The sequence below is a fragment of the Variovorax sp. S12S4 genome (assembly GCF_023195515.1).
In the GTDB taxonomy this organism is placed as follows: Bacteria; Pseudomonadota; Gammaproteobacteria; order Burkholderiales; family Burkholderiaceae_C; genus Variovorax.
Genome location: NZ_JALPKR020000001.1, coordinates 13,555 through 29,026, shown reverse-complemented (window position 1 = coordinate 29,026; position 15,472 = coordinate 13,555). Strand labels below are relative to the sequence as shown.

Annotated in this window: 12 protein-coding genes and 1 pseudogene; 6 read left to right on the top strand and 7 right to left on the bottom strand. The window is 63.6% G+C overall.

All coding sequences use genetic code 11. From position 1 onward, the window contains the following. Positions 1-15 precede the first annotated feature (15 nt). On the bottom strand, positions 16-2,613 hold the full coding sequence (gene mutS, locus M0765_RS00135) for a DNA mismatch repair protein MutS (protein WP_258501336.1): 2,598 nt from the start codon (positions 2,611-2,613) through the stop codon (positions 16-18). 185 nt (positions 2,614-2,798) lie between these two features. Between mutS and M0765_RS00130 the strand changes: the two genes are divergently transcribed. Beyond that, positions 2,799-3,422: a hypothetical protein gene (locus M0765_RS00130; RefSeq protein WP_258501312.1), complete on the top strand. Its 624-nt coding sequence runs from the start codon at positions 2,799-2,801 to the stop codon at positions 3,420-3,422. 34 nt (positions 3,423-3,456) lie between these two features. After that, entirely contained in the window at positions 3,457-4,434 is a 978-nt protein-coding gene (locus M0765_RS00125; RefSeq protein WP_258501310.1) for a magnesium and cobalt transport protein CorA, read from the top strand. A gap of 136 nt (positions 4,435-4,570) precedes the next feature. Here M0765_RS00125 and M0765_RS00120 read toward each other — a convergent pair whose 3' ends face one another. From M0765_RS00120 to M0765_RS00110, 3 genes are all read right to left on the bottom strand, one after another. Then, on the bottom strand, positions 4,571-5,419 hold the full coding sequence (locus M0765_RS00120; RefSeq protein ID WP_258501308.1) for a siderophore-interacting protein: 849 nt from the start codon (positions 5,417-5,419) through the stop codon (positions 4,571-4,573). Positions 5,420-5,434: 15 nt separating this feature from the next. Continuing rightward, positions 5,435-6,004: a PadR family transcriptional regulator gene (locus tag M0765_RS00115; protein WP_126746121.1), complete on the bottom strand. Its 570-nt coding sequence runs from the start codon at positions 6,002-6,004 to the stop codon at positions 5,435-5,437. A 189-nt stretch (positions 6,005-6,193) separates the two neighbouring features. Beyond that, a complete protein-coding gene (locus tag M0765_RS00110; RefSeq protein ID WP_258501306.1) occupies positions 6,194-7,021 on the bottom strand; it encodes an HDOD domain-containing protein in 828 nt (275 codons plus the stop codon). A gap of 230 nt (positions 7,022-7,251) precedes the next feature. Here M0765_RS00110 and M0765_RS00105 point away from each other — a divergent pair, with 230 nt between their 5' ends. The 4 genes from M0765_RS00105 to M0765_RS00090 all read left to right on the top strand — a co-directional run bounded on the left by M0765_RS00105 (position 7,252) and on the right by M0765_RS00090 (position 11,816). Further along, positions 7,252-8,769 (top strand): ComEC/Rec2 family competence protein, encoded by a 1,518-nt coding sequence (locus M0765_RS00105; protein ID WP_258501305.1) that lies wholly within the window; start codon positions 7,252-7,254, stop codon positions 8,767-8,769. Positions 8,770-9,372: 603 nt separating this feature from the next. Further along, entirely contained in the window at positions 9,373-10,137 is a 765-nt protein-coding gene (locus M0765_RS00100; protein ID WP_258501303.1) for an ATP-binding protein, read from the top strand. Between the two features lie 79 nt (positions 10,138-10,216). Further along, positions 10,217-11,230: an ATP-dependent nuclease gene (locus M0765_RS00095; RefSeq protein ID WP_258501302.1), complete on the top strand. Its 1,014-nt coding sequence runs from the start codon at positions 10,217-10,219 to the stop codon at positions 11,228-11,230. Further along, complete coding sequence (locus M0765_RS00090; RefSeq protein ID WP_258501301.1) at positions 11,214-11,816, top strand: hypothetical protein; 603 nt, start codon at positions 11,214-11,216, stop codon at positions 11,814-11,816. The genes M0765_RS00095 and M0765_RS00090 overlap by 17 nt, the downstream gene beginning before the upstream one ends. A gap of 195 nt (positions 11,817-12,011) precedes the next feature. On the opposite strand, the pseudogene M0765_RS00085 reads toward M0765_RS00090, so the two are convergent. From M0765_RS00085 to M0765_RS00075, 3 genes and pseudogenes are all read right to left on the bottom strand, one after another. Next, positions 12,012-13,352, bottom strand: a pseudogene (locus M0765_RS00085) (sulfatase family protein). A 38-nt stretch (positions 13,353-13,390) separates the two neighbouring features. Continuing rightward, the gene (locus tag M0765_RS00080) at positions 13,391-14,395 is read right to left on the bottom strand and encodes a Bug family tripartite tricarboxylate transporter substrate binding protein (protein WP_446751523.1); all 1,005 of its coding nucleotides are present in this window, start codon (positions 14,393-14,395) and stop codon (positions 13,391-13,393) included. Positions 14,396-14,448: 53 nt separating this feature from the next. Then, complete coding sequence (locus tag M0765_RS00075; RefSeq protein ID WP_258501299.1) at positions 14,449-15,441, bottom strand: Bug family tripartite tricarboxylate transporter substrate binding protein; 993 nt, start codon at positions 15,439-15,441, stop codon at positions 14,449-14,451. Positions 15,442-15,472: the final 31 nt, after the last annotated feature.

Sequence of the window (15,472 nt, the reverse complement as noted above, 5' to 3'; positions counted from 1 at the left end):
CACGAAGGATGCCCGCTACGCGGCGCCGCGTTCGCGCGTGTTCAGTTTTTGTAAGGCATAGAGCGCGTCGAGCGCCTCCCGTGGCGTCATCGCGTCGGGGTCGAGCGCGGCCAGGGCGGATTCTACGGCGCTGGCCATGGGCGTTTCGGCCGCCGGGGGCGGGGCAAACAGATCGACTTGCGCACGCGTTTGGGCGTGCTGCGACTCCAGCGCCTCGAGCGCTTGCCGCGCATGGTTGACCACCGCGGCCGGCATGCCTGCGAGCCGCGCCACCTGAATGCCGTAGCTCTTGCTGGCCGGGCCGGGCTGCATTTCGTGCAAGAACACGATGTCGCGGCCCGCCTCCGTGGCGCTCACGTGCATGTTCACCGCGCAGTGGTGCGTGGCCGGAAACTCGGTCAGCTCGAAGTAGTGGGTGGCAAAGAGCGTGAAGGCCTTGCTGCGGTCGTGCAGTTGGGCCGCAATGCCGGCGGCCAGCGCCAGGCCGTCGAAGGTACTGGTGCCGCGGCCGATTTCGTCCATGAGCACCAGCGACTGCGCGGTGGCGCTGTGCAAAATTTGCGCAGCCTCGGTCATCTCGAGCATGAAGGTCGACTGCGCGTTGGCCAGGTCGTCCGCCGCGCCAATGCGGGTGTGAATCGCGTCGATGGGCCCCAGCCGGCAGGCCGCCGCGGGCACGTGCGAGCCAATGGAAGCCAGCAGCACGATGATCGCCACCTGCCGCATGTAGGTCGATTTACCGCCCATGTTGGGGCCGGTGATGACTTGCATGCGCTGCTGCGGCCCCAGCACCGTGTCGTTGGCGATGAACCCGCCGGAAGACTTTTCGGCCAGCCGCGCTTCCACCACCGGGTGCCGACCCTGCTGGATCTCGATGCAGGGGTGCGAAACGAAGCTCGGCGCGCGCCAGTGCAGCGTGTGCGAGCGCTCGGCCAGCGCGCAGAGCGCGTCGAGCGTGGCAATGGCGCCGGCCAGTTGCGTGAGCGCCGGCACCGAGGGCTGCAGCGCATCGAGCAGCTGCTCGTAGAGCCACTTTTCGCGGGCGAGGGCCCGGTCTTGCGCGCTCAGCGCCTTGTCTTCGAAAGCCTTCAGCTCGGGCGTGATGAAGCGCTCGGCGTTCTTCAGGGTCTGGCGGCGGCGGTAGTTGTCGGGCACCTTCGAGAGCGCGCTTTGCGTGACCTCGATGTAGAAGCCGTGCACGCGGTTGAACTGCACCCGCAGGTTGCTGATGCCGGTGCGCTCGCGTTCGCTCACTTCGAGCTTCAGCAGGAAGTCGTCGCAGTTCTCGCTGATGGCGCGCAGCTCGTCGAGCTCGGCGTCGTGGCCGGTGGCAATCACGCCGCCGTCGCGCACCAGCGCCGACGGGTCGGGCTTGATGGCGCTTGTCAGCAGGGCTGCGCAGCCGGGCGGCGGCGCAAGGCGCTCGGCGATCTGGTCGAGCAGCGCGGCCGAGCCGGGCAGAAGCGGCGACAACTGTTCTGCCTTGGCCAGTGCAAGCCGCAGCGCCAGCAGTTCGCGCGGGCGCACCTGGCGCAGGGCAATGCGCGCCGCAATGCGCTCCACGTCGCTCGTGTTCTTGAGTTGTTCGCGCAGCGTGCGCCAGGGCGCGGCCGTGCCGCCCAGCACCGTCGACTGCAGCGCACCGATGGCTTCGAGCCGCGCCTGCGCCTCGCTGCGGTCGCGCCGGGGCGACAGCAGCCAGCGCTTCAGCAAGCGGCTGCCCATGCCCGTCATGCAGGTGTCGAGCAGCGAGAACATGGTGGGCGAATCTTCGCCGCGCAGCGTTTGCACCAGCTCCAGGTTGCGCCGCGTGGTGGGCGGCAGCTCGATCAGGTCGCCGTCGCGCTCCACCGAAAGGCGCTGCAGGTGCGAAAGCGCGCGGCCCTGCGTGTGCTCGGCATAGCCCAGCAGCGCGGCGGCGGCGGCATGCGCGTTGGCGAGCGATTCGGCGTTCCACGCGGCCAGGCTCTTGCTGCCCATTTGCTCGCTGAGCTTGCGTTCGCCCAGGCCGCCGTCGAACTGCCAGGCCGGGCGGATGGACAGCGTGAAAGGCGTGGCTGCGCGTGCGGCCTTCAGGCGCTGCTCGAAAGCCGGCGTTACCTCGGCGCTGTACAGCAGCTCGCTTGGGGCGATGCGTGCAATCCAGGTTTCGAGCGCGTCGGCCGGGCATTCGGCCAGCCGCAGCTCGGCGCCCGTGACGCTGAGCCATGCCAGGCCGCAAAAATTGCGCGTGCCCGCATGCACGGCAAGCAGCAGCGATTCGCTCTTGTCGTTGAGCAGCTCCGAATCGGTCAGCGTGCCGGGCGTAACCACCCGCACCACCTTGCGCTCGACCGGCCCCTTGCTGGCACCGACTTCGCCCACCTGCTCGCAAATGGCCACCGATTCGCCCAGCTTGATGAGCCGTGCAAGATAAGTATCGACTGCATGAAAGGGCACGCCGCACATCACCACCGGCTGGCCGGCCGACTGGCCGCGCTGGGTGAGCGTGATGTCGAGCAGGCGCGCGGCCTTTTCGGCGTCGGCCCAGAACAGCTCGTAGAAATCGCCCATCCGGTAGAACAGCAGCGTGTCCGGATGGTTGGCCTTGAGGCCCAGGTACTGCGCCATCATGGGCGTGTGGCCTGAGAAGTCGCTGGTCGAGGGGGAGGGTTGGGCAGTCGTCGTTTTCACTCGGGCGATTATCGGGGACGAGCGAGCGGCAAGCCGGTGCACATTGCGGCGGTTGCGGCCGGCCGGCGCGCACCCGCCGCTCTAAAATCCGCCGACGCAAACCCCGCGTGAAGAACAAGGCGCCCATGGCTCACCCGGATGAATTCAAAGGCCCTGAAGCGGACGCGCTGCCCGACACCGCCACCTTGCCCGCAGAGTTTGCCGCGTTGTACCTCTGCATGTCGCCTGCCCAGCTTGCCGACTTGCGCAAATCGAAGCGGCCCGACGGGCGCGCAGGCAACGGCCCGCCCGTCATCAGGCCGGTGGAAGGCGGTGCAGCCGGGCCGAAAGACCCGCTGCTCTACACGCTCGGCACATTGCGCAGCTTTGCGAAGGCCCACACCGCCCCAACGGCGTTCGACACCGCGTTGAACTCCGGAATGCTGGGCTGGGTGTCCGCCAAGCTGCCGTTCTTTGCCGAGCTGGAACCCCGCGTCAAGCGCGGCAGGCGAGTGCTCATCGGCGGCGCCTGGGACCGGGCCGACCCCCTGCGCGAGAAGCGCTTCACGGAACTGGCAAAGGGCCGCATCCGCTTCACATCGTTGACCTGCGCCGAAGCCGCAGCCAGCCTGTGGGCCGACGTTGCAAGCCACTCTGCGTTGGCCGAGAAAGGCCTGGCGCTGCTCAAGAGCGAGACGCAGGCCATCGAAGCTTCGCTGGCCGCCACCGCGGCGCTGGCGGCCGCTTCGAATCCGGCCGCGGCGGCCTGACTCCGATTCAAAGATTGACCATGGACGAGTACCGATGCTGATCAACTGCGTGGCCTACGAAAACGGCGCCAAGCTCGCCGACATCCCGGTCGAGGACATCAGCGAATACATCACCCGCCCCGGCTGCTTTGTGTGGGTGGCGCTGAGCGACGCCACGCCGGAAGAGCTGGCGCAGATGAAGGACGAGTTCAACCTGCATCCGCTGGCGGTCGAAGACGCCCATCACGGCCACCAGCGCCCCAAGGTCGAGGAGTACGGCGACTCGCTCTTCGTGGTGATGCACCTCGTCGAGCCCTCTACCGAAGGCGCTCATTGCGTGAACGTGGGAGAGGTCGACGTGTTCGTCGGCAAGAACTACGTGCTTTCAGTGCGCAACCGCAGCCAGCAGGGCTTTCTGGGCGTGCGCGAGCGCTGCGAGCGCGAGCCCGACTTGCTCCGCAACGGCGCGGGCTTTGTGCTCTATGCGCTGATGGATGCGGTGGTCGACCGCTACTTTCCGGTGATCGACGCGCTCGAGGTGGAGCTTGAATCCATCGAGCAGCAGATCTTTACCCAGGGCGGCGCGGCGCGCGACAAGATCAAGCAGCTTTATGACCTGAAGCGGCGCAGCATGATCCTCAAGCGCGCGGTGGCTCCGCTGACCGAGGCGGCCGGCAAGCTGCACGGCGGACGCGTGCCGCAGATCTGCGTGAGTTCGCAGGAATACTTTCGCGACGTGGCCGACCACCTGGTGCGCATCAACGGCTCCATAGACGCGATGCGCGACACCATTGGTACGGCCATTTCGGTGAACCTGTCGATGGTCACCATCGAAGAGAGCGAAGTGACCAAGCGGCTTGCCGCCTGGGCCAGCATTTTTGCGGTGTGCACCGCGTTTGCCGGCATCTGGGGCATGAACTTCGAGCACATGCCAGAGCTGAAACTTCGCTACGGCTATGCGGCCGCGCTGGTGCTGATGGGCGGCACCTGCAGCTATCTTTACTACCGCTTCAGGCGCGCCGGCTGGCTCTGAATAGGCTTCTTTCTCCCTCCCTTCCGGGGAGGGCAGGGGTGGGGGCAGGCGGCGTATCGAGAGCAGCGAACGCTTGATATGCCACGTGCCCCCATCCCAACCTTCCCCGGAAGGGGAAGGAGCAAAACCAAGGCGCTTACTCGTCGTGCGTGTCGTGCGTAGCCACGGCACCGCGGCGCCAGTAGCCTGACGCGCGAACCCACTTCGGATTGGCGCCGCGCTCGCCCACCAGGTGCGCGCGCAGGGCCTTCGCAATGGCCGACTCGCACCCCACCCAGGCGTGAAAGTCGCCGGCCGGCAGCTTCATTGCCTTGAGTGCATCGAGCAGCACCGGGCTCAGCCCCGGTTCAGCGCCCTTGCGGTGCACCCATTGCAGCGTGAGCTCGGCCTGCGTTTCGAACGGCACCTGGTCCGCCTCGCTGTCTACCTCGGCCAGCACCACCACGCGCGCACCGGCCGGCAACTCGGCCAGGCGCCGTGCGATCGCGGGCAGGGCGGTGTCGTCGCCGATGAGCAAGTGCCAGTCGAAATCGGTCGGCACGATGAACGAGCCGCGCGGCCCGCCCACGCCGAGCATGTCGCCCGGCTTGGCCCGTTCGGCCCATTGGGTGGCCGGGCCGGCTTCGTGCAGCGCAAAGTCGAGCTCCAGCGTGTTGGCCTGTGCGTCATACCGGCGCGGCGTGTAGTCGCGCATGGTCGGCCGGCCGCTTGCGGGCCACACCGGGCCGTCAGGCCCCACGGTAGGCAGCGTGAGCTTGCCGGTTGCGGCATCGGGAAAAAAGATCTTCGCGTGGTCGTCGAAGCCCAGGCTCGTAAAGCCCGCAAGGTCATCGCCGGTGAGCGTGACGCGGATCAGGTGCGGCGTGACGCGCTGCACCGTTTTTACCGTGAGCTGCCGAAAACGAAGCTCGTGCCGCACGCGGCGCGGCGTGCGGTCGGGCGGGGAAGAAGAAGCGGGAGATGTGTCGGTCGAGAAGTCGGTCATTTCAGAAAAAGCTTTCTAGATGCGTTCCAGTTGCTGGGCGGCGCTGTCGAGCACCGCGGCGAAATCGTGGGCTTGTTGTTCTGTGAGGGGCGGGCCCGAAAGGCGCATGCGCATGGCGAGCTTCAGGTTCTCAATAGCGCGCGTCACCTGCGGCGGGCGCCCGCCGCGCGGGCCGGCACCGTCTACGCCGCCGTTCATGCGGGCCATCATCGCGTCGGCCGTGTCGCTGTTGGCGGCCAGAAACTCCTGGCCGCTGGCCGTGATGCTGTAGCGCTTGCGCCCGCCGGTGTCGGCAGTTTCCACGCTCAGGTAGCCCATTTCTTCGAGCAGCGTGAGCGTGGGGTACACCACGCCGGGGCTCGGCGCATAGCTGCCGCCCAGGCGGTCTTCAATGGCCTTGATGAGTTCGTAGCCGTGGGCCGGCTTGTCGGCAATGAGCCGCAGCAGCACAAAACGCAGGCCGCCATGGCCGAACACCCGCCCGCCGCCGCGCCCGCCACGGCCACCCGAAAGGCCGTCTTCGTGCTCGCCACGGGGCGTGTGGCAGTGGTGGTGATGGTGGTGGCCGAAGTGGGGGTGTCGCATATCGATGTCCTCTCGAAGTATGTCGAAATTATTTTCGATATATCTAAAAAAGTCAAACGACTGTGCCTGCCGCATCGTCGTGCGGCACCGTTCAAGGCTCGATCAGGGGAAGGGGAGAGAAGGAGGCGCTGGCCGAAGCCAGGCAAAACGGGCGGCAGGCGCCACCCTCAACGCACGGTCAAACGACGATCAGGCGATCATCGATTCCAGATCGGACGCCAGCTCGCGGGGCGCCGGCATGTCTTGCATCACGTCTTCAGAAATGCCGATGGCATCCGCCGACTGGGCCGGCCACACGTGCTGCGAGTCGCCAATGCGCAGGCCTTCGCGCTCCAGCGCAACGCGCCAGACGGCAAGGTGCAGAACATTGGCCAACGGGTCGACCTGCTCGGCCTCCATCGGGTTGGCAAAGCAAGAGAGGGCGCTGATGAACTCGGGCGCAAACTCCCAGCGGGCAGCCAGCCGGGCGCCCACTTCGCCGTAGTGAAAGCCGAACTTCTGCCGTTCGACCTCGAGCCGGCCCATCATGTCGAACGGGTGCACGGCGTTGAGCTTGGCCATTTGCTCCTTCATGGCGCCGGCCATGATCAGGTGGCCGATGGCGTGCATGCTGCCCACGGTGAACGCAAGGCTCTGGTCCACGCTGCGGGTCTTGCCGGCAAGGTAGCGCGCCACCGCCGCCACGCGCAGGCTGTGCGACCAGAAAGACGGCAGATGCACCCCGTCGACCTTGCGGAACGTGCCCGTAAGGCCGGAGCTCACCACCAGCGAGCGGATCGACGAGAAACCCAGCAGCTGGATCGCGTCTTGGATCGAGAGGATTTTGCGGCGCAGCCCGAAGTACGGAGAGTTGGCCATGCGCAGCACCCGCGCCGTCAGCACCTGGTCGAGCTCGACCTTGCGTGCAACCACGGGAATAGAGGCGTCCTCGTTGCGCAAGAGCTCGATCAAGTCGAACACCACCTTGGGCACCGTGGGAAGCAAATGGCTTTCGGCAAACAGTTCGTCCAGGGTCATGGCGATCTCAGGCTGTAGTTTTCGCTGCCCGGAATTGTGCTGCAACTATAGTGTTACATGTTGATGTCTTCAGGGATCGGGTCAACTCCCATAGTCCGAATGCAGACTTCCAGCAACACAGCCGCCATTGTCCGGAGCCGCCTGCCTATTGCCATACCGCTTTTGAGTGATGCGCCTGCACCCCCGCGCTGCTAAAAGTGCGGGATTCGTCAAAAAGAGGGAGCGGGCGCATGGCAGCACACCGATTCGTCAATTTGCGCGCGGACGGAAGCCCCGTTCACCTCTTCGACGACAAGAAGAAAAAGATCCGCGAAGTCATCTGGGGCGACTTCCTCAAGGTCAAGAAAGATCTTGGCGACGGCTGGCTGGAAATCGACTGGGCCGCCCGCTCGCCCGCCAAGCGGCGCACCCTCTACATCCCCAAAGAAGACACAGTCGCCCGCCGACCGCTCGAAATCATCTTTGTCGACGTGGGCCAGGGCGACGGCGCCGTGCTCATTTCGCCCGAGACCGGCGGCGATGAACGCATCGTCGTCATCGACGCCGGAGAGGGCGGCAACATGCGCGCCTTTCTTGCCGCCAGGTTTCAGACCTACCGCGGCTTCGACTTTGCCGCCGCGGTAATGACGCACCCCGACAGCGACCATTACCTGGGCTTCAAGGACATCTTTGCCGACCCAGGCATCGGCTTTGGCACCGTGTATCACAGCGGCCTTGTCGAGCGGCCCGTGAGCGGCACGTGGGAAAAGCTCGGCGGCAAACCCGTGAAGGAAAACGGCGCATCGGTTGCCTACATTGGCGACCTTGCCGCCGACTACGCCACCGTGAAGACCATCTTCGGAAACGCGGGCACCACCCACCTCTTTCCGCAAGTCATGAAGGCCGCGCTAAGCAACCCGAAGATCCAGGACATCTGCATGCTCTCGGCCCAGCACGCGACGATAGAAGACGACACCGCCTGGATGCCCGGCTTTGCCCCGTCGGACGACCGCGGCTACACCATACGCGTGCTTGCGCCCGTGGTTGAAGAAGGCCCAGACAGCACCCCCGCGCTGCGGCAGCTGGGCTCGTACAACGAAACCAAGAACGGCCACTCCGTCATCTTGCGCCTGCAGTACGGCAAGTTCAGCGTGTTGTTCGGCGGCGATTTGAACGAAGGCGCCGAAAAATTCTTGCTGCAGCACTACACCGGCACCGTAGATAACAAGTTTCCGAAAGCAGGCACGCCCGCCTACGACGACATGGTGACCAAGGCGCGAGACATCTTCAGGTCAGACATCATGAAGTCTTGCCACCACGGCTCCGAAAAGGTGACCGATGCGTTTCTGGATGCCGTGAACCCTGCCGCCTTCATCATTTCGTCAGGAGACGAAGAGGGCCACATCCACCCCAGGCCCGACCTGCTCGGCCGCTTGGGCCGCTTCGGCCGCGGCGGCGCGCCCGTCATTCTTTCGACCGAGCTCCAGCGCTCTTCGCGCGCCATGGAGAACAAGAGCTCCGTCGACGCGCTGATGGCCGGCATCGACAAGCTGGCCGCCGGCACGCTCTCGCAAGACAAGGTTGCGCAGTTGAAGGCCGATGTGAAACAGCTCGCGCGCAGCAACGTCGAGGTGTATGGCGCGATCTATCTGAAGACGGATGGAGAAAGGCTGATTACGGCTTTTCGGATCGAGACTAAGTCGGAGATTGAGAAGTGGTTCTATTTTCGGTATCGGTTTGAGGGAGATGTGCTGGTTCGGGAGGATTGAGGGGCAATGGACATTTACGTCGAACAAGGCGGCGAAGGTCCCGACCTGCCCCTCTCCTCTCTCATGTGCGTGCGGAGCGCGGAGGCGTCATGCGGGCCTTGGCGTGTGTCATATATCGAGGCATGTACCCAGCTGTGCGTCGAGGTGACGGGCTCGAAGTCCGGTATGCAGCGTGAACCGTCTTTCGATCCCGGCCGCCAACGGCAGCTTTCTTCAACGGACCGGCCCACTCGCCCGAATGGCTGGGAAGCAGCTTTGCTGCTCATGGCGTGCATACGCTCCTAAACATGTCGAGGGGCAAAAACACGCTCAAGTTCGGCGGGATCTATCTCGCAACAAGAGATCAGCTACTTCAGTACAAGCTTGGAACGAGCCACGGCCAACAGCTTGCTTGCCGAGAGCAGCAGCTATTTTTCCGACGAGAAATTCCACGCATGGTTCTCCGAAGTGCGAATTACACGTGGGTGGCGGAGAATACGCTCACTATGACAAGACGAACCATTGGTTCGTGATTGAACCTTAGCCTTTGGCCCTAGCCGCCATCAGCTTAGCGAAGGTGTGGGCGTCGGATGGATCTCATTGCAATAAAAATGGGGGCGGTCTGTGCAGCAGGAAGACATTTTTTATGAAAACCGCTTTCTTGAAAGCTGGGCTGGCTCCATCATCACCAACCCCAGCACGGCCATCGTTGAGCTCGTTGCCAACTGCTGGGACGCCTATGCGACGAAGGTCGACATAAGCTGGCCCGATTCGAAGAAGAACAAGCAGTTCTCCATTTCGGACAACGGTAAGGGAATGACCAAGGCCGAGTTCGATTACATCTGGCGTGCCATGTCCTATGACCGTATCGCCAAGACCGGACTCACGGCGGCACCCCCACCAGGTGTAGAAGGTCTTCCACGCTTCGTCTTCGGCAAGAACGGCAAGGGCCGCTTCGCTAGCTTCTGCCTCACCAAGAACTACGTCGTCACCTCTGTCAAGGACGGCCAAAAGATCGTCTACAAGGTCAGCCGCACGGCCAACAAGCCCCTCATCACTGAACTCGTGGAGTTCGTTGAGAAGGGTGTTGAAGGGCATGGCACGACGATCACAGGCGAAGGCGAAATCCGTCAGACCAACCTCACGGTTGAACAGGCCAGAGAGCTCCTTGGTGGTCGGTTCCTTGCTAACCCGTCCTTCAAGGTCAGCCTGAACGGCACTCCCATTTCGTTTGCCGACATCAGCAAGTCGTCCCTCTCGATTGTGGACGTTGAAGTGCCCGGCTACGGCACGGCCAAGATTTATCACATTGACACCGGCAAGGCCGACAAGACGACCAAGCAGCACGGCATAGCTTGGTGGGTCACGAACCGTGGCGAAGCTTACTGAAGCCCAGAGCTTGAACGAGTTGCTTGCCAATGCTTCAAGAACGGCCCGGACCTCACTTGACGCTGACAGGCCCAACACCTTGAAGAACTTTGACGCTGCTGCGGTGAAGTCTCAGGAGGTGGCAAAGATTTTGGGGGTGCCTGTTGTGGACGCCTATAAGGCCCACTTGGATCTGAGTTCGGTGAACCTGAAGGTCGGGGGCCTCGCTCTTCATGACGGCGACATTCCGCTTCGCCAGTTGGGTCTGGGGTCACGGCGAATGCTGTTGTGCGGCATTCAGAAAATGGGCCTTGAAGAAGGCCATGTGACGCTCTTTGACGAGGTTGAATTCGGGCTTGAGCCTCACCGCATTTCTCGGCTCTTGAAGCACGTGCGAGAGGACAAGCGGGGTCAGTATTTCCTGACGACCCATTCACCTGTCGTGCTTCGTGAACTCACCGTGGGCGAGCTCTACATAGTCCACAGCAAGGACGGAAGTGTTCAGATCATTTCGGCCGCATCCGACAGTCTCAAAGAGCACGAAGTTCAGGGGAAGATTCGGTCCAGCACGGAAGCGTTCTTGGCAAAGAAGGTTCTCGTTTGCGAGGGGGCCACGGAGGTGGGCTTCTTGAGGGGCTTTGACGACTACCAGCTAGGCAAGGGCAAAGATCCGTTTTCGTACCACGGCCTGTCCCTGCTCAATGCGGCCAGCGGCAACAAGGTCAGGGCACTGGCGAAAGCCTTCAAGTCGCTCTGCTATGAAGTGGCGGTTCTTGCCGACGCCGACGCTGACGACCAGTTCTCACCGGCTGACGTGGCCGAGCTCGTTGCTCTTGGCATTCCCGTGACGGTATGGGACGGCAAGTTGTCGTTGGAGGAACGGGCTTTTCAGGATTTGCCGTGGGCCAGCGTGATCGATAGCGTCGAGCTTGCGCAGGATGTGTTGAGTTTCCCGCATACGACCAGGTGCGCTCGCGGTTTATGGCCGATTTGGATCAAGACATTGGAAAGTGGGTTGAGAGTGCCAAGCTGCGAGCCGACATTGGGTTGGCGGCGAAGAAGGCAGGTTGGTTCAAAGACACAACCCGCGGTGATCAGTGGTTCAAGACGTTGACGCCTGCTTTCGCGGATCCAATGTTGCCAAGCTTGGTGCCAGCGGTCAGCGCCTTGTCGACGGCGGTGAAGCAGTCCTTGGCGAAGTCCACGACGTGCAGGAACCTGGCCTTCGTGGTCTTCGCCGAGTCAAGCTTCTTAACGAACGAGAAGAGCGCCTTGCCAAGGAGACGAAGGCCACGAAGTATCCCGAGTTGCTGGCGGCGGCGAACCTGTATCTCACGACTCCGACGAGCAAGAACCTCAAAGCCTTTGTCTTGCTGCTGAGGGACAACCCTGAGACTGCGGCCTACCGTCGGGATTTGCTCTACCGCTTCATGAACGTCCTGAAGCTGCACATAGACGGGGCAGGGGCGACGTTCCTTGAAGCGGCGAACCTGTACCAGAGGGAAATGCGGCACACGGGCAGGCCGATCAGGCACCAGAAGCTCATTGGCACGACGTTGCTGGTCAAGGGGCTCGAGTACGACCATGCGGTGATCTTGGACGCCGACTCGCTCGGTACCAAAGACCTTTATGTCGCCATGACCAGGGGAGCGAAGTCGTTGACGATCATTTGCAGCGGCAGAACTTTGCCGAGCGTCTAGGGTTGTCGTTGCCAGGATGCCGCGGTTGCGAGGCACGAAACTATCCGGGTGGTCCTGCTCCGCATCGCCGCAAGCGGTTGACGACGGCAATGCTAGCGGCGCAGATGCCCGGTCTCACGAATACCGGTCGCTCGAACCTTGACGTCAACGACTGTTTTTAGTCTTAAGCAGCCACCGACCCATGCCCACTCCGTCCTACCTCTGCGGCATATCCTTAACCGAATACCCCAAACTAACAGTCGCATCCTCCGGAATCCCAGGCATCGTCGCGTTCCAAGCCGCCCATTCCTCGCGCATCGCAGCCAGCCTCTCCGGCTCCTTCTTCCCCAGATTCGCCCGCTCGCGCTCATCAGCCGGAATGTTGAACAGGTATTCGTTCCCATCCACCTTCAGGTACTTCCAGTCCCCGTCGCGCATCGCTTCCTGCCCGCGATGGTTCATGCGCCAGTGCAGCGGCCTGCGGAAGCTGTGCTTCGCATCCTTCAGCACAGGCATCAGCGACACGCCGTCGAGCGGGTAGGTCGCATCGGCCTTCACGCCGGCCGCGTCGAGCATGGTGGCGGACCAGTCCATGGTCATGCAGAGTTGCGTACTCCGCTGCCCTTGGCGATCACTGCGGGCCAGTGCGCGATCCATGGCACGCGGATGCCGCCTTCGGTCAGGTCCATCTTGCCGCCGACCAGGGGCCAGTTGTCTGAAAAACGTTCGCCGCCGTTGTCGCTGGTAAACACCACCAGGGTGTTGTCGGCCATGCCGTGCTTTTCGAGCGCGGCCATGATCCAGCCGATGCCTTCGTCCATGTGATGGATCATGCGGCGGTACACATGAAAGTTGCCGCCGGCCAGGTCGAAGAGGTTGTCTTTGACGGTGGGCGCTTTGTCTGCGTCGTCGCGGGTTTCCCACGGCCAGTGGGGGGCGGTGTAGTGCAGGCTCAAGAAGAAGGGGGCTTCTTTTCCTTCTTCGCTGCTGCTTCTGTTTGGCGGCCATGCATTCGACGTAGTCGACTGCGCGTTTCGAAAGAATGTCGGTCAGGTAGCCGTCTTCTTTCTTGTCTTCTTCGCCAAACCACAGGTCGTGCTGGCCGGTGGAGTCGCAATGCGTAAAGTAGTCGACGCCGCCCGACATGGGACCGAAGAATTCGTCGTACCCCGATCGCAGCGGGCCAAAGTGGGGCGGGTAGCCCAGGTGCCATTTGCCGATGAGGGCGGTCTGGTAGCCGCCGGCCTTCAGCAATGACGGCAGGGTGGGGTGGTCGGTGGGCAGGCCGAGCGTGGTGCTGCCGCGGCTGCTGCTCCTGATGGGCTCTTCGGCCGCGCCGCGCAGGCGGTATTGGTAGCGCGCGGTAATCATGGCAAAGCGGGTGGGCGAGCACACGGGCGAGTTCGAGTAGCCCTGGGTGAGCTTCGAACCGTTGGCGGCCAGGCCGTCGAGCACGGGCGACACGGGGCCGAATGCGGCGTCGCGGCCGCCATAGCAGCCAAGGTCGGCGTAGCCGAGGTCGTCGGCCACTATGAAGATGATGTTGGGTCTTTTCATGTGTCTGTCTGTCGGTCTGTCTGAAGCGAGGCGGTTGTTCAGGGCTGGTAGCCAGACTTTTGAACGACGGGCGCCCACTGCGCCTTGTAGGCCTTGAGCATTGCGGCGGTTTGCGCCTGCGTGCTCACCACGGGGGTCATGCCAGCGTCCTTGAACTTGCGCTGGGTGTCGGCGTCTTGCATCACGTCGCGAATCATGTTGGACAGGCGTTCGACCTTGTCCTTGGGCATGCTGGCGGGCGCAAAGAAGGTGTTCCAGCCGGTGGCGGCCAGGTCGAGGCCGGCTTCCTTGAAGGTGGGAATGTTGGGCGCAAAGGGCGAGCGCTTGGCGCCCGAAAGGGCCAGGATGCGCAGCTTGCCGGCGTTGTGCTGCGGCAGCACCACGTCTTCGGTGTCGACCGAAATCGGCACTTGGCCGCCGATGAGGTCGTTCAGCAGCGGGGCCGAGCCGCGGTAGCCGATGATCTGCGTCTGCACCTTGGCTTTTTCGCCCACCATCAGGCCGAAGAAGTGCGGCAGGCTGCCGGTGGCGGGCACGCCCACGTTGGCCTGGTTGGGGTTGGCGCGCATCCAGGCGAGCAAATGGTTGAGTTCGCGCACCGGCAGGTGGGGCGACACAGACAGCGCAAAGTCGTAGGCGTTGACGTGCGACACGGGCACGAAGTCGCGCTCGGGGTCGTAGTTGTTGTCCTTGAAGACGAGCGGCGCCACCACCATCACGGCGGGGTTGGCAAGCATCAGCACGTTCTGGCTGGCGGGGGTGTTCTTGACCTGCTGGGCCGCAAGGCGGCCGCCGGCGCCGGGCTTGTTGTCGACCACCACGGGCACGCCCAGGCGCGCTGCCAGCTTGTCGCCGACGATGCGCGCCACGCGGTCGGTGGCACCGCCCGGTGCGTAGCCGACCACGATGTGCAGCGGGCTGTCGAGCGCTTGCGCGCTTGCCTGGGGCGCTACGGCGGCCATGGAGGCCATGAGGCCGGCTGCGGCAAGCAGCGCGGCAAGGCGGCGGGTGATGGGGGTGTTGGTGGGGGTGTTGTTCAGCATGTCGGGTTCCTCCTCGTTCAGTCGATCAGTCGTTTGGTTGTTCAGTCGTTCAGTCAATCGTTGGCCTGAAAGTTCACGGCCTTCATGATGCCTGCCCAGCGTGCCGTGTCTTCGCGCATGGTCTTCAAGAGTGCGTCGCTGTTGTCGCCCACGGGGTACATGCCGTTCTGCAGCAGTTGCTGGCGCACTTCGCGCGAATTGATGGCGCGGGTGAATTCGGCGCGCAGCTTGTCGACGATGGGCTGCGGCGTCTTAAGGGGCGCGTAGTAGGCAAACCAGGCGGTGGCCACCACGTCCTTGTAGCCGCTCTCTACAAAGCAGGGCAGGTTGGGCATCAGCGGAGAACGCTTGTCGCCACTGGTGGCCAGCACCTTCACGCGGCCCGAAGGCAGCAGCTGCTGCGCGCCGCCAATGGTGTCGAAGTACACGGGCACCGAGCCGCCCATCACGTCTTGCCGTGCCGGCGTAGAGCCGCGGTACGGCACATGAACCATCTTGAGCCCGGCCGCGCGGTTGAGCATTTCACCCAAGAAGTGCGAAGGCGTTCCGGCGCCGTAAGAAGCAAAGCTCAGCTTGTCGCCCTGCGCCTTGGCCCAGGCGATGAACTCGGCCAGCGTGTTGGCCGGCACGTCCTTGTGCACGACCAGCGCCAGCTCGAAGCGCGCCGCATTGATGATGGGCACAAAGTCCTTGATCGGGTCGTACGACAGCTGGCGGTAGGCGCTTGGAAACATGGTCATCATGCTGGCGGTGCCCAACAGCAGGGTGCGGCCGTCGGGCGCCGCGGTTTTTACCGCTTCCACCGCAATGCGGCCCGCCGCGCCCGAGCGGTTGTCCACGATGAGCGGGCCGAGCGTGTCGCGCACCTGCTCTGCAATGGCGCGGGTCAGCACGTCTTGCGTGCCGCCGGCGGGCACGCCAATCAGCACCTTGATGGGCTGGCCGGGCGTAAACGCCTGTGCGTTGGCCAATGGTGCAAGCGGAGCCAGCGCAAGGCCGCCCAGGGCGGCAACGATCTGGCGGCGGTCGAAATCAGGGCAGGGCATGTCGATGTCTCCGGTTCTCGTTCGGTGGCGC